This is a genomic window from uncultured Roseobacter sp., assembly GCF_947495275.1.
GTDB lineage: Bacteria > Pseudomonadota > Alphaproteobacteria > Rhodobacterales > Rhodobacteraceae > Roseobacter.
Genome location: NZ_CANLYL010000011.1, coordinates 104,712 through 126,628, shown reverse-complemented (window position 1 = coordinate 126,628; position 21,917 = coordinate 104,712). Strand labels below are relative to the sequence as shown.

The window sequence follows — 21,917 nt, the reverse complement described above, 5'->3', positions numbered from 1 at the left end:
GCAGGCATGATTGCCCCGACCCTATGTGTTTTCGGACATGACAACCCGGAAATACAGCAGGACCTCCGGTTGATCCAGAAGGGCATGCAGCATCGCTTCAACCGGTGGTCCTACGACTGCTTCGACAGGCGTGGCGATAACCTTGGCCATCACCCCGTCCGAAAGCGCGGCTTCAGTGCGGCGTCTAACGCAAGACAGACATAAGTGATGCGGCCATCCCATGCGTCGTCGCGCAGGTAGGGCCGCGTGTTCTGCGGGTGATCTATTGGTAGCAAGAAAGCAGACTTTAGCTGCGGCACAGAATAACGATGGATTGGGCTGATTGTTCGGCAGCAACTGTTTCTGTTTCTTGGCCCTGGCGGGTCTACCCGCGAGTTTTCTTTTTGGAGAAGGGGCTTGGCTATGGAACTTTTTGTTGGTTTAGACGTCTCGCTTGAGAGTGTCGCGATATGTGTTTTGTCTTCACATGGTAAAGTGATCAAGGAGACAACCTCTTTTTGTGAACCAGACGCTCTCATCGCGTGTCTGCAATCACTGCAAGGAAGTGTGGCTTGCATTGGCCTTGAAGCAGGCCCTCTGTCCCAGTGGCTCTATAGGCATCTCTCAGAAGCCGGATTTGAAACTGTCTTGATGGAGACCAGACAGGTCAAAGGCGCATTGCAGGCTATGCCGATAAAAACGGACCGGCGCGACGCCGAGGGCATCGCTCGTTTACTGCATATGGGTTGGTTCCGGCCGGTGCACTGCAAATCAACTTCAGCGCAAGAGATGCGCGCGCTTCTGTCGGCTCGTAAGACCATTGTGCAGGCCACTACGAACCTCGAATTGTCGATACGGGGTATCCTGCGCAATTTCGGTCTTAAGCTTGGGCGGGTTTCCAAAGGCGGCTTCGAAGAGCGTGTCAAGGAGCTGGCTGCAGGCAATCTCAAGCTGGAAGCGGCCGCAATACCAATACTTGACGGGCGAAGCGCTTTGCGAGACGAACTAGCGGGTTTGGAGAAGCTACTCGGGAATTTGGCCAGAGCCGACCGTCTATGCCTTCTGTTCATGACTATGCCCGGCGTGGGGCCCATTGTTGCCCTGACCGTAAAAGCAGCTATCGACGATCCTGATCGCTTTCGGTCATCGAAGGATGTGGGGCCTTGGGCTGGTCTGACGCCGAGGCGGGAGCAATCTGGTGAACGAGACATAGTTGGCTCTATATCTCGTGCGGGAGACGCCCCAACGCTTTGCAAGTGTTTCTGGTTTATATGGCCGGGTCACTGGTTAGTTCCCCCTCATCTACGCGGTCAGGTCGGACCATGTGGAACCGATTTGGGACGTGCTGGTGAAAGCCGAAGATGATCTACGTCTCCGTTCTAATTCAATTTTGTCACTTGATCGAAAAAATTACCAATATGCCAGAACAATAAAGGCTAGGAATAGGATGGCACCAAGAAGCCATATCAAGACCGTCAGCCCCGTGGGCGCTGAATTCGGCGAATTTGCCAACTTCCCCACAAGAAGTATCGCCCGGATAGGGTTAACCAGGTCAAGCACGCCTCTCAAAAGCTCAAACTTATACAAGTGACAACCAAGGTTTACCCCGATCACATAACCGAAAAAAATAGCTAACGAAAAGTCAAATTGAGGCATAACTCATCCGAATGGCAGGTATTTATTCACCGTGCACCCTCGTTGGACCGCTTTTATCTGAACGAAGCAGCACACGAAACCTCATCAGGCACTCTACTTACGTGCGCCGATTGCAGCGGTATCGTAAAACTCATGTATGCGGATGACCTTGCTTTCCTTCACGGTCCAAAAGTGCGCCCCTTGAGTAACCACCCTTCTCCCGGTGTTCTTTGACACATAATCCATCAGTGACCTTGTTGCGACATCATCGCCATTGACAAGTAGCTGGTTGATTTGAAATTGCTGAATATCCCAGCATTCATCAATTTCCTTGAGATACGCGACAAACTCTTCTTTGTTCGACACGCGGGCGCAGTGCGGGGCGCTATCTGGATCAGCATTGTTGATGAAAACTATGTCGTCCGAAATGAATTCCAGGACCGTTTCCAAGTCCCTTTCCTGATATGCATTTACGATTATTCGTATGATTTTCTCAGCATCCATCGAAATTCCTCCATTAAATTTCCAGCGTGCCAAATCAGCTTTTCTGGCAATTCGACCTGATCAGAAATCGCTGAAATATATTATCAGCGCGATTGGTCCTGCTATGAACAAGAATGCAACAAGCGCCCAAAAAGCTTTTAACATCAAATCAATAGATGCTTCGATTGCATCTCGAACAAATTCAAAGTCGGATGTGACGTGGCCGCGTCGAACTTCAGTGACCATCCTAACTTCGGTACTATATGTCGGAACACTGCGCGTGCCGCCGCAATCTCCCATACAGTGCTGGTTGCTACTCGCGCACTGGCACGAACCCCCGCAAAATGACTCCTCATAAGAACCGGTCTCTACCTGAAATGACCTTTCGACCTGCACGACTTCGCGCGGCTTCCAGTACAGCAAGCGTCGATTTCTCAGGGTTCGTTGGGTGCTTTGCATCCCGCTTTATAGCACATTTTCAGCGAGATTGCTTCTGTCATAGGTCATGAACTCACTAGAGGGTCAGACCGGATTCCGACAACTGCGTGAAATGCCAGCAATTGAAACTCAGCGGCCCATCAATACAGCTTCATGTCTTCGATAAAGAGGAGTTCCAGTTCGAACTTTTCGACCAGCCGGTGCGCGATTTCTGTATTTGGTAGATAAATGGCAGAGGCGTTATGACCGGGCTGGGTATCGCTGGTCCAGGCATAGTTGTCCCTGCCCAATTCCAGGTCGAGCCAATGATGGATCGCATCAAGTTTCAGGCCATGCCCAAGCTCGGGGGTTTTCACGCGCACCCGAATTGGAAATTTGCGTTTTGCATTGCGTTTGAACGGGCTACGGGAACGAGTCGGCATCCAGAACGAATAGCGAACATCAAAGCAGTCTGTCAATCGGCTCGATCAACTCCGGGTCATCATCGTCACGGCCAAACCTGTTCACTTCGTGGAACTTGAACCGACCCTCCCAACCAGTGCCAAGGGCCTCCTGCGCGGCGGTCGTCTCCATCTCGTTATTAATCCAGGGTGTCAGTTCATCCTGTTTCAAAATGACCGGCATCCGGGTGTGAATATGCGCAATCTGCGCCGCTGGTTCCCGCGTCAGTATCGTGCAAGTCCGCGTGCCGTCCTGAAGTGTCGAGCACAATCCCGCAAAGAAGATCAGCGGCGCGTTTTTCTCAAGAGTGATGAAGTTTGGTTTGCGGTCGTTCTTCGGGCCTGACCATTCATAATAGCCCACCGCAGGGATGATGCAGCGCGAGGATTTCCATGCGGTTCGGAAGGTGGGTTTTTCAGCCGCTGTTTCGATCCGGGCATTGAAAGTGGTCTGTTTCCAGTCTTTCACATCACCCTTGAACCAGTGTGGGACAAACCACCAGCGGGCGGATGTGGCAATGAAGGCTTCCGTATCCTGGCAAATCATGTGGATTCGCTGGGTCGGTTTGATATTCCATCCGCTGCGCGCTTCGGGCGCATCTGCGTCAGGCACAGGCGCTCCGTAGAGAAAGCCCTCCAGAATGGCCAGCATCTGGGCTTGAGTGAGATGTCCGCCTACAAGTCGTCCGCACATCAGGCGAGCTTAGGTCTGGAATAGTTTAGCGCCAAGTCGATAAACGCAGAGCTGCCTGTGTGAATTCGGATGTTAGCTTCAGTTTCAGGGCAAATCCCGAGCCTATCTGCTCGTGATCGGGCCCTAGGTTCCAGCCAGCAGGCTGGCTTCCACCCAGAACCCCGCACTGATCTTCCTGCCTCAATAGCCCCAGCACCGTCTCTACCGAGCCGGAGCAGGGGCTTTGCGCCATGGTCGCTTCAGGCCGCGGTGATCTGCCCTTTCGGGTGACGGTCCCTTTTGCGCTCGCGCAGGATCGGAGATCCTTTGCCATTCCTTGGTGGGTCAGGCGGGATTTGGACAAGCCAAACGCCGCCTTCCCGTCAGGGGGAAGGCGCGGCCTCCCCCCTCGGACAAGACAAATAGACAAGACCGTGTCCTCGCGCGTTGCGCTGCGGGCCGCACCACTCTTGTCGATTTGTCCTGTCTCGCCCCTCACCGCGTTCGCCACGTGGCAGGTTTTAGAGACGACGCCCTTTCAGGGCTCGGCTCAAAACCAGCACCGATTGGGGATCAGCCCCGGAGGTCACACCATGAAAAGGAGAGATGGTTTTGGAAACTGAAACAGTAAATGACATCGAGAATGACACTACCCGGCGGGCGTCAGTGATCGCGGCGCAGAACGATCTGTTCCGCAAGGCCCTGATCGACCCGGTTGCGGCCATCGAGATGCGGGCGAAAGGCATTCAGGGTCAGGTGTTTGTTACCCCCGGCGTGTCGGGCGAGGGTGCGGAGTTTCAGGCGGCGGCGTTGGCGGCGGTGGCCTCGGATACGCGCTTCACCGAGGACAACGATCCGTACGGTGATCACACTTTCGGAACCGTGACGGTCAGCGACCAGAAGCTGTTTTGGAAGATCGATCTCTATGACGCGGATTTCACCTACGGGTCCGAACGACCCTTTGATCCGGCGGTTACCCGGCGCGTTCTGACCATCATGTGCCCCAGTGAATATTGATCACAATCGCAGACCGGAAAGGAGGTGATGGAATGTCACAGAAGCGATTGCAACAGCTGCGCCGTGAAGCGGTCCAGCTGATCAAAAAGGGAGGTCTCTCCGCGAAGATCGGCCTCGCCTTTTTGAAGTCGCACGCTGGGGTCTGAGCCCCTACGCCCTACCCGGAAGAGGGTGGGGCAACCCTAACCAAACCCAATACACAATATCAAGGAATGACCCTATGACCAATCAAGTCAATATCGACACCGCCGCCGCCACCGAAGTGATCGAATACGTCCCTCTCACAGACCTCTATCTCTCCGATCTGAACCCGCGTCAGGACGTGGCCGAAGAGGGTATTGATCTTCTGGCGGACAGCCTCGTCGCTTGTGGGTTGATCCAGAACCTGGCCGGGTTGCGCGACGAGGCCGGCAAGGTGGGTGTCGTGGCCGGGGGCCGCCGCCTGCGGGCGCTCAATATCGCCGTGGCCGCGCGTCCCGATCTGGCGCAGGTGCCGGTACGCATGGCACCGTCGGACCTCATAGCCGAGGAATGGGCCAACGCGGAAAACACCGCTCGGGAGGAACTCGACCCGGTGGACGAGGTGCGCGCCTATCACCGGATGGCGGAAAAAGCGCTCTCCACGGCCAAGATCAGTCAGGCTTTTGGTGTGACCGAGGCGCATGTGCGCCGCCGCCTTGCGCTTGCAGGTCTGCCCGATCCGGTCCTCGATGCGCTGAAAACGGGGGAGATCAGCATGGGTCAGGCCAAGGCCATGACCGTCAGCGAGGATGAGAAGAAAATCCTCGAGGTGCTCGAACGGGCCAAGCGCGGCTGGTTCAACGAATACCAGATCAAATCTGCTCTCAAACCCGATGCCGTGGACGGTGATAATCGCAAAGCGAAATTTGTTGGGCGGGAGGCTTACGAGGTCTCAGGTGGCAGCATCACACTGGACCTGTTCGAGGATGAGGTGCTCTTTAACAACCCCGACATTCTGGACCGTCTCTTTGCCGAGAAGCTGGAAGATGAGGCAACCCGATTGCAGGAGGCCGAAGGTTGGGCATGGGTCATGACCACCGAGGACAGCAATCCATTCTGGTACGAGTTGCAGCGCGACCACGGGTTTGCGCGCACCTACAGAATAGAAGGTGTTCTGAGCGACGAGCAGACCGAGCGCTATGACGAACTGGCCGACCTCGCCAATGGCCCCCTCTCAGTGAATGCGGGGCATTCACCTGCCGGGGCAATGGATGTGCTGGACGAGGACGGCCAGCGGGAACTAGATGCACTGCAGGAGATTATCAAGGGCGAGTATAGCGATGCGCAAAAATCCCTGTCGGGCATTCTGGTGCATGTCTCGCACAACGGATCGGTCGAGATCATGCGCGGGCTGGTCCGGCAGGACGATCAGGCCGAGGCCGCAGCACAGGGCATCATTGAGGATAGTAGGCATAGTGATGCGGGCAAGGCACTAAAAGAAAAGCCTGCCTTCTCTCAGAAATTTGTGGAGGACATGACCGCAATTCGTCTGGCGGCGGTGCAGACAGCACTTCTGGAGAAACCTGACTATCTTCTGAGCCTCTTTGCCTTTGCCGTGTCACCGGCGTCAGGTTATGGCAACGATCTCTTCGGCTTCGGCTACAATGCGACCGAGCGCAATACGCCGGAGATAGACGACCAGTTTGTGCTTGATCCGCGCCTTGGCGGAGAACGTGACGAGGATGCGGAAACAGCCTTTGAGGCGCTCCAGATCATGGCGGGGCAGGGGAAAGCTGGCGGCTTCGCGGCCTTCCGTGACGCGGGCAAGAAGCTGTGCAACGGCGAAATCACGGCCTTCCTCGCACGTGCCTTCAAGATGCAGGACCCGGAGTTCATGGCGGAGATTGAGGCCGAGATCGGCGCGGATATCCGGATGATCTGGACACCGTCCGCCGAAAATTGCTTCAAGCGCCTGAAAGGCCCGCAGTTGGATGCGCTCTATCTGGCAATGCTGGACCTCAGTGCAGACAGCGCCGCCTGCAAGTCCCTTGCCAAGTCAAAAAAGGGCGAGAAAAACGAGGCGTTACACAAGCTTTTCAATGATCCGGAGCACCAGACGGCGCTTGGCGTGACCGCCGAACAGAAAGCCCGGATCGACGCTTGGGTGCCCGAGTGCTTCTGACAAATTGTTAAGCTAGGAGGATCGGCCCTATTCGGGGCCGATCTTTTTTCTGCATTTGCGACATAAGTCTTGCTAATTTCGGTTAATTAGCTAATATATATAAAATAGCTAAGGAGAGTAATGTGCGACAGTTTTCATCGACTGAACTTGCCAATAAGACCGGGGATGTTCTTGCCGCTGCCGCGCAGCGACCAGTCGCGATTGCCCGGCACGGAAAAGCCCGCTTCGTTGTCCTGAGTACGGAGCAGTTTGAACGGTTGCAACATGGAATGGACACCCGCAAATCGGTTCATGTCTCTGATCTGAGCGATGCGGAAGCCGAAGCAATGATCGATGCGCTTCAGGAAAGCATCGACAATGACTGATAGCGCTGATGTTCCAAAGCTGGGTGACGTCTGGCGGTTTCCGTATTTATGGAAACGGGAAGAGCAACGCGGCGAGACTGAAGGCCGCAAGAACAGGCCATGTGTATTGGCTCTGTTGACCCAAACCGTTGAGGGTCAGATAGAAGTAATACTGGTGCCGATCACATCACAGCCTCAAAGTAAAAACCCATTTGCAATTGAGGTGCCTGAAATCGAAAAGAAACGGGCGGGTCTGGATGTTAACCTCAGACTTTGGGTGGTTGCTGATGAGCACAACGTAGATATCCCGTCACAGTCCTACTATTTTGAGGCCACAGGTCGCCTGGGATCGTTCAGCGCCACCTTCACCAAGCAAATTCAGTCCGTAAAGATTGCCGCGATCAAGGCCAGAAAATCTCTGGCGGTGCGCCGCAACGAATATGGGTAAACACAGTAGATGTCTGAGATTATCAATTCCGTGCGACGGACGTGGCGGTCGGCCCAGCTTTATATCGGGTTTCACCGGGACAGGCAGGGAAACCAACGCGTAGAGGCCAAGGTCTGGCCGCCGAAGAACGGCAACGCCTCGATCCATACTAATCCAGAAGAACAGGAAGCCTTCCTCGTGGTCAAGGCGGCAGATAAGACCGTGCCGCGCGACGTGCAGATCAAATTCCAGCCAGACAAGATCGTGCTGCGCCGTGATCCCGGTATCAGCTGGGAAGGGATCGTGGTCGAGGACGGTCTGATCTCGGTGCAGGTGGGTGGGGTCTGGGTGCGGATCAAATCCGATGGCTCCGTCGCCCATGAACGGGATGGCGACATGACTTACGTTGAATCCGACGGGGCTGTGCTGAAGAAAACCGAGTTCGTCGAAGCGATGATGTCCGGCGATGGGGTCGAACTGTCACGCCGGACACCCACCACGATCGCCGCAATCCGCGAGTATGGCGTTCTGGCAAAATCGCGGGAGTGAAATCTCGCGCCCCACAGGTGATTTGAGCACAGAGTTCATGCTAAAGCAGGTGGCCAGCCTGTAAAATGCTACTGAGTAGCATACATTCCACACAAAATAGGAGGCCCGCCATGAGTGTCAAAGCATCCATTTCTCTGACGGAAACGCAGGACGCCTTTGCCCGCGATCTCGTGGGGCAGGGCCGGTATCCAAGCCTGAGTGCGGTGCTGCAGCAGGGGCTTGAGTTGCTGCGAGAACAGACCGAAGCGAAAGAGCTCGAAACCGAGGCGCTGCGTGCGCTCATTCAGGAACGGCGAGACGGGCCGTTTGTAGATATGGGTGAAAGCCGGGCAAAAACGCGTGCCATGCTGGCGCGCAAGAAATCCCGGCATGGCCTATAGGGTCGAGCGCTCCGAGCAATCGGACCGCGATTTTGAGGCCATATTCGATTTTCTCTTTGAGGCTGCGCTTGGATTTGGCGAGGACGAGGCCACCGCTTTTGAGCGTGCTTCAACGCGGATTCTCGAGATCGAAGACGCGATGGCAGCCTTGGGTGACGTGCCACATCAGGGCAAGTGTCACCCGGATTTTTCCGACGGGGTGCGCAGCGTCACCAAGGGCCGCGCCGTATCTTATTTCGATGTGGATGACAGCGAACAGCTTGTTCGGGTTCTGGCCATCTTTTTCGGCGGGCAGGACCATCAGCGGCACATGCTTTTGCGTCTTTTGTCGTCGACCGATCATCTCAGGCAGCAAACCACCTGAATTAATCCGTACCAAAGCGAGCGATAGCCTGCTGTTGTTTTCTCGAAGCAGCGGTCAACCCAGGGCCGGTTTTTGGTGTCTCTGTCGGTCGGGACTCTGCCCCGACCGACAGAGACTGGCGCTCCGCTGGGGCGCCAGGACCTTGCCGCGCGCCACGCCCGATAGTGTCTGCTGACAAACCTCTCCCACCCTTCAGCGAATTTCGGTCAATGCATTGAATCGAAGCAGTTTCCAGTTGCGGCGCCGAGACGAATACGGCACTCAGAACACAACCTGAGAGAGTGGTTCGCGCAACCTTCTTCTCCGGGCAGATCATTCAAACAGGCAGGGAATTCGAGCAGGTGTCGAACAGGTGTGCATTATGCCCGCGTCACAGGGTGAGCGAGCAATGAAGAAAGTCATCATTGCCAACAACAAGGGCGGGGTCGGGAAGACGACGATTGCCAGCCAGATAGTCTATGCGCTGGCGGACAGGGGCCATTCGGTGATCGGTGTCGATCTCGACAGCCAGCGGAACTTTACCGGATCGTTTGAAACCGACAAGGACCTGGGCAGTGCCCTTGATCTGGTGACCAATGGGGCGCCCATCGAGGCCGATCTGAGCGTCGGTGATATCGGCATCCTGTCCGGTCACAAGGATCTTCTGGCCCAGAACTCTGATGATGTTCTGCTCAACGTGCGCAACGGCCTGGTTTACAGCCATGGCGCCGATTTCTGCGTGATCGACGCGCCGCCCAGTTTTTCAGAGGTGGTTTATGGCGCGCTTCTCGGATCGGACTATCTGCTGGTGCCGATCGAGCTGAAGCGGTTTTCGCTCGATGGCATCGAAGGCGTGCTGGAGGCCTTCATCGCGGCCCAGGAACACAATCCGGCATTGGAGCTTCTGGGGTTACTGCCCTCGCGATTTGACGCGGTGAAGCAGGTGGAGCGCGACGCGCTTGTCACCGTCGCCGAGGCGTTCGAACGTCTGCTTGTGCCGCATGCGATCCGCAACCGCACGGCCTATGTGCAGGCCCAGGATGCGGGCGTGTCGCTCACGCAGATCAAGACGCGCAGCGGCCGGGAAGCGGCGGCGGAATTCGGTGCGTTCTTTGACTGGTTCTATGCAAAAATAACGGGAGAAACAGACCATGGCGCGCAGCCTCACAGACACGCTGGATAGATTGGCCGCCTCGGGAAAGCTGAACAAGTTTTCCAACGGTAAGCAAGTCGCCGAGGGTGGATACCTGGAGATTGATCTCTCCGAAATTGCCCCCGACCCGGATCAGCCGCGACGGGTATTCGACGAAGACAAGCTCAAGTCGCTGAGCGACAGCATCGCGGCGCAGGGCGTGTTGCAGCCGATCACGGTGCGACCGCAGAATGCCGACGGCAAGCATCTCATCATCATGGGCGAGCGCCGCTGGCGGGCGGCACAACTGGCCGGGCTGACGCACGTTCCGGCAATTGTGCGCGAGGTGACAGCTGAGTTACGCGCCATTCAGCTTACCGAAAATGTGCAGCGCGCCGATCTGACCACGATGGAGGTCGCGCAGGCCGTGGGGCAAATGCGCGCCGATGGCAAGAAACGGCCAGAGATCGCCAAGGCCCTGGGGTGGAGTGAATCTGCGGTTTCCAGATACGCAAGTATCGCAAAAATGCCGGATGAATTGCAGGCGCTGGCCCGCGCGAATGCGCCTGTTCTCGCAGTATCCGATCTCGGCTCGCTGTGGAAGAAGGACGAAGGCGCCGTGCGCAAGTTTCTGTCCAATACACTGGCAGAGGATATCTCGCGTGTCACCGTCGCGGCCCTGCGATCCGAGATTGATGCGGGACGGGGCGCACCTTCAAAAAACAACACGGATCAGCCGGAACAGATCGTCGCCAGGCCAACCATGCCGTCGCCGGCTTCCGATGAGACTGCTCCTGATCAACAGTCGGAAATGACTCGTTCCCAAACTGGTCCTGTCGCCATTCTTTGTCGGCATCGGGGTGACATCGGCAGAATTCTGACCGACCGCAGGGCCAACTCAAACAAGGCCCTCTTGGTCAGTTTCGATAGTGGCGCGCGGCTGGAAGAAATTCCCCTGTCCGAAATCGAGCTGGTCGACGTCATCGACGCGTGAGGTGAAGTTGTGCTCCGGCAGCGTTCCCGTTCCGGAAACAACGCCTGCAAAGCAGACGTCAAAACAGGATCCGTTATCCAGTCAGGGGATTTTCGACTTCAGGAGAAAATCGCCCGACCCTGCGCCCCCGGAGCGGAGACATCACATATCGGAGCGAAGGGGGTGTGGGTAACTGATCCTGTTTTGACCTCTCAGAAGAAGAAAGTCCCGAAGACAAAAGCGCCCCTGGGCAAAACGGCCGAAGTGAAGACATGTGCTCCCGGAGCACAAAACCGAAGAAGAAAGAGACTAATGCAGGATAGGCGAAGCGCCAGCATATGGGACCATTGATTGAATGAGCCAAAGGAAGAAGCTGGTGAAAACCTACATCCCTCCCGAGCTTGCAGACCGCTTACGCGCCGTTGCAGAACGGGAAGGCCTGTCGGATTCTTCTTTTGTGAGAGTGATGATTGAAACGGTCGTGGGCTCGGAAGATGGCAACTTGCCGAAGCCAACCAAAGCCCGCCGGGAGGGCAAGGTGACGGCCCGGCTTGGTCAGGAGGTGCGCCAGGCGCTGGAGCGTGAAGCGAAGACACAGCATGTGCCGGTCTCGACCTGGGCGTCCCGTCTTCTGACGGCGCGCGTCAGATCGGCACCCCAGCCGGTGGCAGGCGAGCGCAAGATCATCCAGGCGGCGTTTCGTCAGCTGCGCGGCATGGCAACCAATCTCAACCAGATGGCCACGGTCATGAACCGGGGTGTGTTCACCGGCGACAACTACGCGCCGACCAAGGAAGAACTGCAGGCCATGCGCCGAGAGGTGCAGGCGTTGAGAACAGAGCTCGCGAAATATGCTGGTGGGCGGTTCACGTTCCAGATTGGAGAGGATGCAAGCAGTGAGTGATTTCAAATCCGAGCTGGGTTTTGAGGATTGCTGGTCCAATCCCAATGGCGGTCGGTCGGTTCGTTCGCCAGCATCGGGGGGTTTTTCGACAGGTAAGACGGACCAGAGCGAGGAGGGCGATGCCAGCCCCGGAAAGCAATCCGCGGGCGGTTCTTCATCGAATGGGGCAGGGCGATCGGACACCCAGTCTGCATCGATCAGCACCACAGACAAGGCACGGCTGGCCCGCGTAGTACGCGGCGTGCCCGAGGTCATGGTGAAAGTGTCGAAACCCGCCAAGATGGACAAGCATGGCAATCCGATCCGGGTCAACCGCAAGACCGAAGGCGCGCGTGTGGCTGCGCATCTCGACTACATCAGCCGCAATGGCAAGCTCGCGCTGGAGACCGGTCTTGGCGACGTGCTGACCGGCAAAGCTGCGACGGCAGCACTTTGTGCCGAGTGGATGCAGAGCCACGACGAGGATCGCGCCAACGGGCTGGCATCAGACCGCACCCGGATCACCACCGGCATCGTCTTCTCGATGCCAGGCAACACCAATGCTGCAGCCGTGAAAGATGCTGTGCTTGCCCTGGCGCAGCAGGAGTTTGGCGGGCGGCATGACTATGTCATGGCGTTGCACACCGATGCGAAACATCCGCATGTTCACCTGACCGTGCGCACCGTTGGAAATGACGGCGTGAAACTCAATCTGCGCAAGGCTGACCTGCAGCACCTGCGCGATACGTTTGCCGCAAAATTGCGTCAGCGCGGCATCGAGGCGGAATCCACACCGCGATCCGCGCGCGGTGTTACCCGCAGGGGAGAGCGGACGCCGGTCTACAAGATCCGCCAGCGCGGTGAGGCGGTTGCCGTCGACAAGGCCAAACAACGCGAAGTGCGTCGCGACGTGTCGGATCACGGCGGTCAACTTTCGGATCGACCCTGGGATAGGGCTATCGTCGCCCGCCGAAATCGCGTGATGACCACCTATTCGACGGCCGCGGTGATCCTGGCGCAATCACCCGATCCGGAAGACCGCGCGCTTGCCCGCGCCACGGAGTGCTTCGCAGCAGGTCTGACCGACGTCACGACAGAACGGGCGGCCTTGGCGCGGGAGGTCACGGTTGAACAAACCGAGGTTCGCAGCAGACTAGGTCAGGTGCGATCTGAAGATCACACCTCTGCACGTGAACAAGGTGCAGAAAAGGATGTGCCGGATCCCGACAAGGGGCCAGGCAGAGAGCGGTGAAATGTCTCGGCGCAAACCGTTTTGCGAGAACCGGGAAAGGAGATGAGAAATGAGGCGCCTGACTTTGGTGATTGCTATGCTCACCGCCTCGGATTCAGTGGCGCAAGAGGCCTGTATCGAGCCCGTTCGCCCGGATGCAGGTTATCTGGCTGACGCAGGATACGAGGCGGGTGAAATCCGATCAGCATATCGAGGTTACTTCTCTGACGTTGAAGACTATCTGAATTGCCTCAACCAGTCTTCGGCGCGGATACGGCAAGAAGCGACTGCGGCAGCGCAGGACTACGATCGCGTTCTCGACCAATATCCCTCAGAGCCGGAGCAGGGCGGTGCACCCGAGCGTGCCCCTCGTATTGAGATGACTGATGGCGGGACATTGCATCTGGATCATCAGGCGGGATGGCTGAGATGATTGCACGAAATTCGCGCCGTTGCCGCCATTCGCGATAGTGCTGACAAATTCACACAACGCGGACAAAGCCGACATTGCATAGCAGTCTTGCTACAAAGGATGCTTTCAGGCAAGTTCGGTTGGCTGCGGTTCGGCAAAACCTTTTTTGGCATTTGGAAAAGATTTTTGCACAAGTCTAAAAAACGAAAGTTGGAACGCGTCATTCGTTCCACATTGGTCGCGATAGGCTTCAAAAACGAAGGCATGGGGCGCTGGAGAAAGACGCGTGGTGAAGATTGGATCGATCTGGTTCACGTCCGCGTAATCATTCTGGATGACACCCTTATCGTGGAGGCTGACCTTGGCCTGTTCTCCAAACAGATCGATAAGGTTTGCGGTTGGAGCAAATTGGCGGGCTTTGATGATTATGAACACCTGCCGCAAACACCAAGCCTTTGTCATTTTTTTAGTGTTGTCTTTGACTTGGACGCGAAAGGTAATTGGGTGCAAAGAGAACTCGGCGACCTTCGATTGGCGGTCGAGGAAATAAATAACGAAACTTGTCAGAGACTGTCCGGAATGCTCAGGGACAACATTACAGGAGCGATTGGCCGATATGGTTCTATTGAGGCCGTAGCGGACTGCTATGATAGTCGTACAGGTGGAACCGCGGGCGGAAAAATACACACAATGTTCGCGGCAACAGCCATGATTCTACTTGGGCGCCAGGAGCGGGTTCCGAAAATGCTGGAAAATCTTATGCGCGCCGGCACGGTGGATTTCGAAAAGACCATTCACGCAAATGTCCTGAAGGCAGCTAGGCGGTAGTGTTTGTTTGGACTCCAAGCGGGCGAAGCTGACACTCGCCTTGGCCCCAGAGCCGAGCGTATTGAACCTTGTAAAGTTAAGCGCTTTGAAGATACCCACCAGTTGGCAGTCAAGTCACTTGATAGGCGTTTATTTTCTTTGCATGGATGACATCATTATCGCGATCCGAGACAATTTCCTCTTCCCCGTAAGGATCGAAAGAAGCGTAAAAGTGTCCTTCATCTGTGATGAAAAACTTGAGGTTTTCGACTACGTAGGAGTCGCGCTCCGTCGAGTAGAGTGAATAAAAGATGCATTCTTCAAACCGAAGTCGTACCCTTGCCCAATCTGAATTCTGGCGCATCCTAAAATCTACATCCAAGGCAACACTACAGTTCACCCGGCATATTTCGATTTTTTCAATTTCTGTGTCACGGAATGAATTATCACCAACGAATTGTCGTGGAACTGCCTCATTCTTACAGATCAGGTCCATTTGGTATTCTCGCTCTGTCCATTCAAGAAGTTTCTGACACCTACAACGAATTAGGTTTGGGGCGAACCTGAAATCAGGTCTCGATGCGGACATTGGCATCGCGCCACATCATCCGCTCCAACTATTTGCTTCTGTGAGAGTCAGATCTGCCAACTTTTGCTGCCGTTCAATTTGAAAGGTTCAGATCAACTGTAAAGCCATCGCTCCAAATTGACGGATCATCGGAAATCGCCCGCACTAGTTCCAAAAGTCTCTCGCGCAGCTTCTCTTCGTTCGGCACAGCACCTAATCCCATGTGTTCGGTTTCAATGAAGAAAAGATCGTCAATAACTTCACTTGCCGGACGTTGTTTTCTAAGCATTCCCGCCGTTCTGACTAGGTATGTGTCATATTCGTCTTCATGGGGCTGACCTCTCCATTCACCCAACATATCGCTCAATCCGATCGGGTCCCATAGTGACCACCCAATTTCCCTGAGCCTATCAATATTGAGTTTGGGTCGAGCGTCATTCATGCCACGAATTCTGCAGGCAGGTTGCGTGAGTTGCAACGGTCAATCAGTTAACTCATTGGTCACTACGGGCTCAGAGCAGCCATCTGACGATTTCACTCATATGACGGATGCGCGGGACTTTGCTGCTATTGGCTTCTCAATCTTGAATGGCCGCTTGTCTTGATCTTAAGCTCCGAACCAAACCAATAGAGCATAGGCAGCAACGCCGATACACATTGTCCAAATTACGTGGTTTGTCAGGTAAGCGACAAATAATGCCACAGCAGCAGCTACCCACGTTCCAATGGATTGTCCTGCTAGCGAGGACGCGACAAGAGAAACGACGATAAGCCCCGGCAAATCATCGAGTATCCAAGAATACCGTGAAGACCTGATCGCGTCGCCCGCAACCAATCCGAGTACCCTGATCGAAAAGGCGGCGACCGCAAGAACGGCTATCAGCATCCAAAACGGGAAGGTCATGCGATTTGCTTTCTTCTATTTTTAATGAGGTAGATTGTGGCAACCCCACAGACTGTGCCCGCCACAATCGCGTATGCCTTTGACGTTCCCAGAAGAACAAATCCGATTGTGACGGCGAAACTGACGCCCCATGGAAGCAAGTTTGCAGGGCCGCGCCATAAGCCTCTTGCCATAGCAATAAATGCAGCAGTGAATGCGAAACCAAGTCCGAACTGTTCGAGATTTGGCAACGCCGATCCGACCACGGCCCCAAGTGTGGTTGAACTCGTCCATACACTGATCATAACAAGCCCTGAGCCAATCAGAAACGGCGTTCCAATAGCAGGATTTTTGGCCCGTTCTGCCATCGTCAAAGCCCAGTTTTCATCGCCAGTGATGTGAATTGTCAGCAGTTTCATCCGTAGAGATAGGCCGTTCAGCACGTCAGAAAGGGAGGCCACAATACCGATGTAACGAAGGTTCAAAGCTGCACCTGCTAGTGCAGCTCCAAGCACGGCAGAACTTCCCGCAAACTGTTCGACCGCAACGATTTGCGAGGAACCGGCGTGAACAAAACTACTCATTAGAGCAACGCTCCACCACGGAAAACCAACTTGGGCAGCCAGTAACCCGAAGGCAAATCCGTATAGGGTGGCGCCAGCAGCAAGCGGAAGAATTGCGATCATACCTTGTTTCATACACGCCAACGTAGGTCGGCAATATGATCGGGGATACCATTGATACTTATATTTTATGACGGCACTCTATCAAATAATGACCATAATTGAGGTATATTGATCATGGATTCCAATGACCGCAAACTACTCGCCATTCTGCAACAAAACGCCAAGACGTCTATACATGACATGGCAGAGCACATTGGTTCATCAACAGCATCCGTGCAGCGACGTTTGAAAGCCCTAAGAGAGAGCGGCGTTATACAAAAAGAGGTCGCAGTTCTGGACCAGAAGAGACTCGGGTTTGGTATAACAGCGGTTGTGGCGGTGGAGTTGGAACGCGATCGGCTAGACCAGATTGATGCGTTCAAGAGAAAGGCACGGCAGGACCGGCAAGTTACGAATTTCTACTGTATCGCAGGGGATGCAGATTTTATGATGGTGGTCGTCGCAATGGATATAGCGGACTACGAAGAGTTCACACATCGTTTCTTCTTTGCCGATAAGAATGTCCGAAAGTTTCGCACGTCGATTGTTATATCAACAGAAAAAGCGACCTTGGAATTACCACTATAAGCTCCGCAAAGCTGACACTCGTTCGCAGCGCAGCATTGGTCGAAGTGGGCTCCCAACGGTGAATTCTCTGCGGATCATACCAATGGCCGCATAAGCGGCCACCGAAGCGTTGCGCTTCAACTCACCTTTCTCGACCATGATCTGTTTGCGACGATCTTTCTCGGTCCTTCGCGGCCATTTCACCGTTCCCTTTCGATGAGGCTTGGCGCCCAGACACATTCTTAACCCTGGCCTGTTCGATAATCCGGGAGACTTCTTTCGGGCTCAGCGACTTTGCCGCCATCTGCTGCGTAATGCTCACATTGGGCAGTTTCTGAACATCATATTGCCGGCCTTCGCGGATGCCCTTGGCAAGCTCGCTGGCGGCAAGATCACGCACCGTTGCGCGGTCTTTCTCCGGGACACCGGCCGCACGCATCTCGGCATCGAGCTTGGCCAGGATACTGGCAGCACCGCGCAGCCGCGGGTCGCCAGCAGCATCCCTTTGCTTCAATCGATCCTCAATGCGATCCGGGTGGCTGGTGTCGATCACATGCTCATCGCGCTTCTGGACCGGCTCAACACGGTCTTTTTCCTGGGATGCTGCACGTTCGATATCTCTCGCCACCCATTCCCGCCGGAAGGTCTGAATCTCGCGTTCCTCGCCTGTTTTAGGGTCACGGGATTTGACCGTGACTGCCTTCCTGCCATCGTCGTAGATCGTCGCCTTGTCGCCAACTTTGAGCTCATGACGGTCAATCATGTCGGGCAATGCCACGCCCCAGAGTTTGTGGGATCGCCCATCTGCAAGTTCCAGAGCCACATAGGGCGTGGAGGACGCCCCTTGTCGATCCCGATAGGGCGCGGTGCCGATGCCGGTGATCTTGCCCTCGATGCCTTTCTGATAGTCGATCATCGGTACGACATTCGATGCACCATTTTCCGGATTCCCGGATTGACCCTTGCCCCCGTGTTGCATGCCATTGGTGCGGTTGCCCTGATCGGTGCGCTCGATCACACGCTCACCGATCAGCTCGGCCCGGCGGTCCGCTTCGGCCCGATCCTTGTCATTGGGCCGATATCCCTGAACCCGGATTCCCTGGGCTGTGGCTTCGATCCACATCTCGCGGCGGAAATCCTCCGGGCCGCGTACCTTCATGGATGACCAGCCGCGATGGGCGGCCAGTTCGATCATGTCCATGGCGGTGCTGCGATCGGCGTTCTTGGTATGCAGGCTGTCACCGCGATCAGAGATTGCGGGGCGTATGTCGTTAAAGGCGCGGTACATGTCCTGTCGGCCCAACTCGCGGGTCAGAATGAACCGATCCTCGAAGCTGGGCGGCAGGGCAAAACGTTCTTCGCGCGACTTTTCTGGTTGTGGCGCTTCGGGTTCGACGGAACCCTCTTGGGCACTATCGGGTTTTGGCGAAGTTTCGGTCGAGCCAGTGATTTCAGGACCTGTTTTACCTTTTTCTGCCTCCCGCGCATGAAAGGCCTTCCAGAATTCCTGATCCCGGTGTTCGGCGTTCAGGGACGCCAAAGCGGGCACGGATTTCTGCACTTCGTTCAATATGATCACCGTACCTGCCATTCTCCGCGCACCTTTGCCCGAACTTTCGATCACAATCGGACGCATCTTGGCATCCGTCTCGGCGAAGGCCCGTCCTGCTTCCGCTGCTGTCGAAAATTGCTCGACCCGTTCCGAATGCGCCTCGGACAACGTGAACATGCGCTCGATGGTCTCTACGATTGTATCTGCGTCCGACATCATGTCCTCTTTCTCATGTTTTCTCCGTTGCGCTGAGCTCGACACCCATGGCCGAGAGCAACTCCCGCGTGCCATCCCGTGTCGTCAGTTTCCCAGAGTTCTTGAGGGTCTCGAGCTTGGCCCTCGCGCTTGAGTGATCGAGCTTCAGACGTTCCGGCATGATGGTCTCGGGGTTGGCGATTTCCGCGTCGGTCATCGGAACACTGGCGGGCTGGCCGTTGGCGACATTCTCCGCGCGAACCTCTGCAAGCATGGAAATCCGGGCCAGTTCTTCCCTGACCGCCGCCAGATCCTCGCGCTGGCGCTTGTTCTCGGCTTTCAGCTCGGCCAGCTCGTCCTGCGTGGCACCTCTGACGATGGAGGGAATGTCGGGCGGAGGAATCAGCGAGCGTTCCAGAAACACCTCTTCCGCGTAGAAGCGCAGTTTGCTGGCCTTTACTGGCGGGTGTCCGGCGATGATCACGAGCGCCTGGGATTGGTCCATTGCCAGCAATTCCTGGGGCATCATCAGGGCGCGTTTCTGCTCGCTGGTGCTGATTGTGGTACCCTTGCTGTCGATGAGATGCTTTGATTTCGATGTGCTGCGACTTTCCATTGCGTGTGTCCCGAACCGCTCGGAGAGGTTGCGCGCTTCTTTCAGGCTTTTGGGGGTGAAGACGATCTCGACACCGGCATTGTCCATATAGGCGGCAGCGCCATCGGCGCCGTATATGTCCGAGAGCTGGGCGGGGGTCTGGATGATGGTCAGGACGGTGAGGCCATAGCCGGCGAAATACCCGATCCCGCGCTTGAAGGAAGGCAATTCACCCACCGCAGCAAACTCGTCCATGCAAAGGAGCACTTTGTGTTTCAGGGCGGGGTTGGCCTCGGGCAATTCCTGCATGTTTGCATCCACGCAGGACTGGAAGAAGAGGTTGAGCAGGGGGCCGAGGCGCCCGAGATTATTCGGCGTAATGCCCACATAGATCGAGATGCGCCGCCTGCGCAAATCCGCGAAGTCGAAATCCGAGTGGGACGTGGCCCGGTCCAGCATCGGATTGGCAAAGAGGCCGAGATTGGCGGTGATCGTCGATTTGACGCTTTCAAAGGTGTTTTCCGATTTTGAGATGAAATCCGTCAGCGCCGCTTCGGTCTGCCAGGAGAGCGGCCGGCCATCTTTCTTGCGCTCACCGATCCGCTCCTTGAAGGTTTTGGCCACAGTGCCGGTAAGCGTGAGCTGGCGGAATATCTCGCCAAGCGTAAAGGGCAGGTCCGGGGTTTCCGCAAGATAGCCGCCGACGCCGACAAAGGCGGTCTGCGCGGCACGATCAAAAAACGGATCCTTGGAGTGCACCGGGATGAAAAGATCCGCCAGACGCTGCAGATCCTCGATCTGGAATTCGGTGCCCCGGCGCACGGTCGAGAGCGGGTTCCAGCGATGGGTTTTGCCATTTGGCTCCAGTGGATCGAAGAGATAGACCTCCTGGCCGCCGCGCTTGCGAAACCCCGCCGTCAGGGTCCAGTTCTCTTTCTTGATGTCGAGGATGACGGCGGAGCCCGGCCAGTTCAGCAGGTTGGGCACCACGACGCCGACACCTTTGCCCGATCTTGTGGGGGCGTAGAGGAGCATGTGTTCCGGCCCGCCATAACTCAGCAGGTTCTTTTGTGTGAGGTGGCCACTGGGGGCGATTTTAACCGTCCCACCGTCTTCGACGGGGCGCCCCATCCTGTCGACGAGCTTGCCGTAGTGGCGCGAGGCCAGGGGGCCAGTGAATCCGGCGATCAGTCCCTGTCGGGAGCGCAGGCCTGCCACTTTGATGTCCCGCTCTACAGCGAACCGGGCTTTGCCATGCAGATCGCCTTTAGGCTTGTTGGTCAGAAAGGCCAGCGCGATGAGCAGGGCAGGGGTGAGACCCGCATAGCCGCCCAGCTTGATCCATTTGGCGGTCTCGGCGCCTGTAGCGTCGGATAGGGCAAGCCTCGGCCAGAGAAGCAGATCGCTCATTGGATCAAAGCCGAGATTCAGGCCACGGGCCGCAACAAATCCGGAAAGCGCCAACCCGCCGCCAACGGAAAGAAGCCCGCAGAAGCCAAGAAAGCTTCCCCTGGCCGCGGGCGAGAGGTCTGGCCATTTTTCAAGGATCACGGGGTGCCCCCGCTGAGCTTCCGGTGCGGGTCGAAATAGATTTCCGTAATGCGAAACCGCCCCTCGCTGCGTTTGACCTGCACGACCACATCGACCATCTGGAAGAGCATCTCCTTGATTTCAGCGCGCTTCAGATCACGCCCCGCTTCGCTTTCCTTGACCAGGAGGGCGAGCTGTTCGAAAGCAAGGAGGGCGCTGTCCGCATGGATGGTGGTGATCGAGCCCGAATGCCCGGTATTGACGTTGCGCAGGTAGTAAAAGGCCGAAGCATCGCGCAGCTCCTGCAACAGGATGCGGTCTGGCCGCATCCGTAACGCGCTTTCCAGTAGTTGCCTGGCCGAAAGCTTCGCCTGTCCCTGTCCGTCCTTAGAATAGATCAGTCGCACGTGATTGGGCTGGGGGATGACCAGTTCCAGCGTGTCCTCGATAGTGAGAATGCGTTCGCAATCTGGGATTTCGCGGATCAGGGCTTTGGCGAAGGTGGTCTTGCCCGATCCGGTGGCGCCGGAAACGAGAATGTTTTTCCTGGTCAAGACCGCGTTTCGGAGAAACGCTTTCCACGATCTCGTCGCGTGCAGATCGAGCAGGTCCTGATCCGTTGCTGACAGCGCGCCGGTTTCCGGCAGGATATCTTCGAACATACCCGACGCCTCATAATCCTCCAGCGTGAAGGCGCGGTCCGAGGGTTTGCGGATGGTGATGCTGATCGTGCCCTCGGGCACCGCGGGCGGGATGACGATCTGGATCCGTTCACCGCCCGGGAGCGATCCGGAGAGGATCGGCTTTGTCGGTGAAATCGATTGCCTGGTGTAAGTCGCGACCGTCGTCGCAAAACTGCTGAGATGGCCGAACGTGAGCGCCTCAAGGCTCTCTCTCGTCCAACCTTCATAGCTTTCGATGAACAGTTCCTGCGGCCGGTTGATGCAAAGCTCGATCACCTCCGGCCGCTCGAGATGATGTTGGATGGGTGCCAGAAAGGAAACCAGGCCGGCAGGCGCCAGATTCAGGGCTTGGTGAGCGTCAAGCGGCGGTAAATTTCCATCGGGCATGCG

General features: G+C 56.2%; 26 protein-coding genes. 15 read left to right on the top strand and 11 right to left on the bottom strand.

The window, feature by feature from the left end; genetic code table 11:
• Positions 1 to 21 precede the first annotated feature (21 nt).
• Complete coding sequence (locus tag Q0802_RS18755) at positions 22 to 150, bottom strand: hypothetical protein (RefSeq protein WP_298921120.1); 129 nt, start codon at positions 148 to 150, stop codon at positions 22 to 24.
• Between the two features lie 252 nt (positions 151 to 402).
• Here Q0802_RS18755 and Q0802_RS18750 point away from each other — a divergent pair, with 252 nt between their 5' ends.
• Positions 403 to 1,344 carry an IS110 family transposase gene (locus tag Q0802_RS18750; protein ID WP_298921117.1) on the top strand — a complete coding sequence of 314 codons (942 nt, stop codon included), beginning with the start codon at positions 403 to 405 and terminating at the stop codon, positions 1,342 to 1,344.
• A 384-nt stretch (positions 1,345 to 1,728) separates the two neighbouring features.
• Here Q0802_RS18750 and Q0802_RS18745 read toward each other — a convergent pair whose 3' ends face one another.
• The 3 genes from Q0802_RS18745 to Q0802_RS18735 form a co-directional block, all read right to left on the bottom strand.
• The gene (locus Q0802_RS18745; protein WP_298921173.1) at positions 1,729 to 2,118 is read right to left on the bottom strand and encodes a nuclear transport factor 2 family protein; all 390 of its coding nucleotides are present in this window, start codon (positions 2,116 to 2,118) and stop codon (positions 1,729 to 1,731) included.
• 557 nt (positions 2,119 to 2,675) lie between these two features.
• Positions 2,676 to 2,891 (bottom strand): hypothetical protein, encoded by a 216-nt coding sequence (locus Q0802_RS18740; protein WP_298921115.1) that lies wholly within the window; start codon positions 2,889 to 2,891, stop codon positions 2,676 to 2,678.
• Between the two features lie 85 nt (positions 2,892 to 2,976).
• Entirely contained in the window at positions 2,977 to 3,669 is a 693-nt protein-coding gene (locus Q0802_RS18735) for an SOS response-associated peptidase (RefSeq protein ID WP_298921113.1), read from the bottom strand.
• Between the two features lie 591 nt (positions 3,670 to 4,260).
• Between Q0802_RS18735 and Q0802_RS18730 the strand changes: the two genes are divergently transcribed.
• The 13 genes from Q0802_RS18730 to Q0802_RS18670 all read left to right on the top strand — a co-directional run bounded on the left by Q0802_RS18730 (position 4,261) and on the right by Q0802_RS18670 (position 14,310).
• The gene (locus Q0802_RS18730; RefSeq protein WP_298921111.1) at positions 4,261 to 4,665 is read left to right on the top strand and encodes a DUF3768 domain-containing protein; all 405 of its coding nucleotides are present in this window, start codon (positions 4,261 to 4,263) and stop codon (positions 4,663 to 4,665) included.
• A 220-nt stretch (positions 4,666 to 4,885) separates the two neighbouring features.
• Positions 4,886 to 6,808, top strand: a complete 1,923-nt coding sequence (locus Q0802_RS18725; protein WP_298921109.1) for a ParB/RepB/Spo0J family partition protein — start codon at positions 4,886 to 4,888, stop codon at positions 6,806 to 6,808.
• A gap of 122 nt (positions 6,809 to 6,930) precedes the next feature.
• Complete coding sequence (locus Q0802_RS18720) at positions 6,931 to 7,173, top strand: type II toxin-antitoxin system Phd/YefM family antitoxin (protein ID WP_298921106.1); 243 nt, start codon at positions 6,931 to 6,933, stop codon at positions 7,171 to 7,173.
• Positions 7,166 to 7,600, top strand: coding sequence for a type II toxin-antitoxin system PemK/MazF family toxin (locus Q0802_RS18715; RefSeq protein WP_298921104.1), 435 nt, complete (start codon positions 7,166 to 7,168; stop codon positions 7,598 to 7,600). Before Q0802_RS18720 ends, Q0802_RS18715 begins: the two co-directional genes overlap by 8 nt.
• 9 nt (positions 7,601 to 7,609) lie before the next feature.
• A complete protein-coding gene (locus Q0802_RS18710) occupies positions 7,610 to 8,128 on the top strand; it encodes a hypothetical protein (RefSeq protein WP_298921102.1) in 519 nt (172 codons plus the stop codon).
• Positions 8,129 to 8,238: 110 nt separating this feature from the next.
• Positions 8,239 to 8,508, top strand: a complete 270-nt coding sequence (locus Q0802_RS18705) for a type II toxin-antitoxin system ParD family antitoxin (protein WP_298921100.1) — start codon at positions 8,239 to 8,241, stop codon at positions 8,506 to 8,508.
• Positions 8,498 to 8,872, top strand: coding sequence for a type II toxin-antitoxin system RelE/ParE family toxin (locus Q0802_RS18700; protein WP_298921098.1), 375 nt, complete (start codon positions 8,498 to 8,500; stop codon positions 8,870 to 8,872). The genes Q0802_RS18705 and Q0802_RS18700 overlap by 11 nt, the downstream gene beginning before the upstream one ends.
• Before the next feature lie 388 nt (positions 8,873 to 9,260).
• A complete protein-coding gene (locus tag Q0802_RS18695) occupies positions 9,261 to 10,034 on the top strand; it encodes a ParA family protein (RefSeq protein ID WP_298921095.1) in 774 nt (257 codons plus the stop codon).
• Positions 10,003 to 10,977: a ParB/RepB/Spo0J family partition protein gene (locus Q0802_RS18690; RefSeq protein ID WP_298921092.1), complete on the top strand. Its 975-nt coding sequence runs from the start codon at positions 10,003 to 10,005 to the stop codon at positions 10,975 to 10,977. The genes Q0802_RS18695 and Q0802_RS18690 overlap by 32 nt, the downstream gene beginning before the upstream one ends.
• Positions 10,978 to 11,332: 355 nt before the next feature.
• Positions 11,333 to 11,860 carry a MobC family plasmid mobilization relaxosome protein gene (locus Q0802_RS18685; protein WP_298921090.1) on the top strand — a complete coding sequence of 176 codons (528 nt, stop codon included), beginning with the start codon at positions 11,333 to 11,335 and terminating at the stop codon, positions 11,858 to 11,860.
• Positions 11,853 to 13,091: a relaxase/mobilization nuclease domain-containing protein gene (locus Q0802_RS18680; protein ID WP_298921088.1), complete on the top strand. Its 1,239-nt coding sequence runs from the start codon at positions 11,853 to 11,855 to the stop codon at positions 13,089 to 13,091. The genes Q0802_RS18685 and Q0802_RS18680 overlap by 8 nt, the downstream gene beginning before the upstream one ends.
• A gap of 49 nt (positions 13,092 to 13,140) precedes the next feature.
• Entirely contained in the window at positions 13,141 to 13,503 is a 363-nt protein-coding gene (locus Q0802_RS18675; RefSeq protein WP_298921085.1) for a hypothetical protein, read from the top strand.
• A complete protein-coding gene (locus Q0802_RS18670) occupies positions 13,504 to 14,310 on the top strand; it encodes a hypothetical protein (RefSeq protein ID WP_298921084.1) in 807 nt (268 codons plus the stop codon).
• A 109-nt stretch (positions 14,311 to 14,419) separates the two neighbouring features.
• On the opposite strand, the gene Q0802_RS18665 is transcribed toward Q0802_RS18670, so the two are convergent.
• The 4 genes from Q0802_RS18665 to Q0802_RS18650 all read right to left on the bottom strand — a co-directional run bounded on the left by Q0802_RS18665 (position 14,420) and on the right by Q0802_RS18650 (position 16,426).
• The gene (locus Q0802_RS18665; protein ID WP_298921082.1) at positions 14,420 to 14,785 is read right to left on the bottom strand and encodes a hypothetical protein; all 366 of its coding nucleotides are present in this window, start codon (positions 14,783 to 14,785) and stop codon (positions 14,420 to 14,422) included.
• A 166-nt stretch (positions 14,786 to 14,951) separates the two neighbouring features.
• Positions 14,952 to 15,299 carry a hypothetical protein gene (locus tag Q0802_RS18660; protein WP_298921080.1) on the bottom strand — a complete coding sequence of 116 codons (348 nt, stop codon included), beginning with the start codon at positions 15,297 to 15,299 and terminating at the stop codon, positions 14,952 to 14,954.
• A gap of 165 nt (positions 15,300 to 15,464) precedes the next feature.
• Complete coding sequence (locus Q0802_RS18655) at positions 15,465 to 15,743, bottom strand: AzlD domain-containing protein (protein ID WP_298921170.1); 279 nt, start codon at positions 15,741 to 15,743, stop codon at positions 15,465 to 15,467.
• A 14-nt stretch (positions 15,744 to 15,757) separates the two neighbouring features.
• Positions 15,758 to 16,426 (bottom strand): AzlC family ABC transporter permease, encoded by a 669-nt coding sequence (locus Q0802_RS18650; RefSeq protein WP_298921078.1) that lies wholly within the window; start codon positions 16,424 to 16,426, stop codon positions 15,758 to 15,760.
• A gap of 114 nt (positions 16,427 to 16,540) precedes the next feature.
• Here Q0802_RS18650 and Q0802_RS18645 point away from each other — a divergent pair, with 114 nt between their 5' ends.
• Positions 16,541 to 16,993 (top strand): Lrp/AsnC family transcriptional regulator, encoded by a 453-nt coding sequence (locus Q0802_RS18645; protein WP_298921076.1) that lies wholly within the window; start codon positions 16,541 to 16,543, stop codon positions 16,991 to 16,993.
• Between the two features lie 121 nt (positions 16,994 to 17,114).
• Here the strand turns inward: Q0802_RS18645 and Q0802_RS18640 are convergent, their stop codons facing one another.
• From Q0802_RS18640 to virB11, 3 genes are read right to left on the bottom strand one after another with little or no spacing between them, the layout of a single operon-like run.
• Complete coding sequence (locus tag Q0802_RS18640; RefSeq protein WP_298921074.1) at positions 17,115 to 18,740, bottom strand: LPD7 domain-containing protein; 1,626 nt, start codon at positions 18,738 to 18,740, stop codon at positions 17,115 to 17,117.
• Positions 18,741 to 18,753: 13 nt separating this feature from the next.
• Positions 18,754 to 20,865, bottom strand: coding sequence for a type IV secretory system conjugative DNA transfer family protein (locus Q0802_RS18635; RefSeq protein ID WP_298921073.1), 2,112 nt, complete (start codon positions 20,863 to 20,865; stop codon positions 18,754 to 18,756).
• On the bottom strand, positions 20,862 to 21,914 hold the full coding sequence (virB11, locus tag Q0802_RS18630) for a P-type DNA transfer ATPase VirB11 (protein ID WP_298921072.1): 1,053 nt from the start codon (positions 21,912 to 21,914) through the stop codon (positions 20,862 to 20,864). The genes Q0802_RS18635 and virB11 overlap by 4 nt, the downstream gene beginning before the upstream one ends.
• Positions 21,915 to 21,917: the final 3 nt, after the last annotated feature.

What these genes read in the sequence shown, in the direction of transcription:
- Q0802_RS18755 (WP_298921120.1), bottom strand. Translation starts at nt 150, where the DNA reads ATGGCCAAGGTTATCGCCACGCCTGTCGAAGCAGTCGTAGGACCACCG.
- Q0802_RS18750 (WP_298921117.1), top strand. Translation starts at nt 403, where the DNA reads ATGGAACTTTTTGTTGGTTTAGACGTCTCGCTTGAGAGTGTCGCGATA.
- Q0802_RS18745 (WP_298921173.1), bottom strand. Translation starts at nt 2,118, where the DNA reads ATGGATGCTGAGAAAATCATACGAATAATCGTAAATGCATATCAGGAA.
- Q0802_RS18735 (WP_298921113.1), bottom strand. Translation starts at nt 3,669, where the DNA reads ATGTGCGGACGACTTGTAGGCGGACATCTCACTCAAGCCCAGATGCTG.
- Q0802_RS18725 (WP_298921109.1), top strand. Translation starts at nt 4,886, where the DNA reads ATGACCAATCAAGTCAATATCGACACCGCCGCCGCCACCGAAGTGATC.
- Q0802_RS18715 (WP_298921104.1), top strand. Translation starts at nt 7,166, where the DNA reads ATGACTGATAGCGCTGATGTTCCAAAGCTGGGTGACGTCTGGCGGTTT.
- Q0802_RS18710 (WP_298921102.1), top strand. Translation starts at nt 7,610, where the DNA reads ATGTCTGAGATTATCAATTCCGTGCGACGGACGTGGCGGTCGGCCCAG.
- Q0802_RS18705 (WP_298921100.1), top strand. Translation starts at nt 8,239, where the DNA reads ATGAGTGTCAAAGCATCCATTTCTCTGACGGAAACGCAGGACGCCTTT.
- Q0802_RS18700 (WP_298921098.1), top strand. Translation starts at nt 8,498, where the DNA reads ATGGCCTATAGGGTCGAGCGCTCCGAGCAATCGGACCGCGATTTTGAG.
- Q0802_RS18695 (WP_298921095.1), top strand. Translation starts at nt 9,261, where the DNA reads ATGAAGAAAGTCATCATTGCCAACAACAAGGGCGGGGTCGGGAAGACG.
- Q0802_RS18690 (WP_298921092.1), top strand. Translation starts at nt 10,003, where the DNA reads ATGGCGCGCAGCCTCACAGACACGCTGGATAGATTGGCCGCCTCGGGA.
- Q0802_RS18675 (WP_298921085.1), top strand. Translation starts at nt 13,141, where the DNA reads ATGAGGCGCCTGACTTTGGTGATTGCTATGCTCACCGCCTCGGATTCA.
- Q0802_RS18665 (WP_298921082.1), bottom strand. Translation starts at nt 14,785, where the DNA reads ATGGACCTGATCTGTAAGAATGAGGCAGTTCCACGACAATTCGTTGGT.
- Q0802_RS18660 (WP_298921080.1), bottom strand. Translation starts at nt 15,299, where the DNA reads ATGAATGACGCTCGACCCAAACTCAATATTGATAGGCTCAGGGAAATT.
- Q0802_RS18655 (WP_298921170.1), bottom strand. Translation starts at nt 15,743, where the DNA reads ATGCTGATAGCCGTTCTTGCGGTCGCCGCCTTTTCGATCAGGGTACTC.
- Q0802_RS18650 (WP_298921078.1), bottom strand. Translation starts at nt 16,426, where the DNA reads ATGATCGCAATTCTTCCGCTTGCTGCTGGCGCCACCCTATACGGATTT.
- Q0802_RS18645 (WP_298921076.1), top strand. Translation starts at nt 16,541, where the DNA reads ATGGATTCCAATGACCGCAAACTACTCGCCATTCTGCAACAAAACGCC.
- Q0802_RS18640 (WP_298921074.1), bottom strand. Translation starts at nt 18,740, where the DNA reads ATGTCGGACGCAGATACAATCGTAGAGACCATCGAGCGCATGTTCACG.
- virB11 (WP_298921072.1), bottom strand. Translation starts at nt 21,914, where the DNA reads ATGCCCGATGGAAATTTACCGCCGCTTGACGCTCACCAAGCCCTGAAT.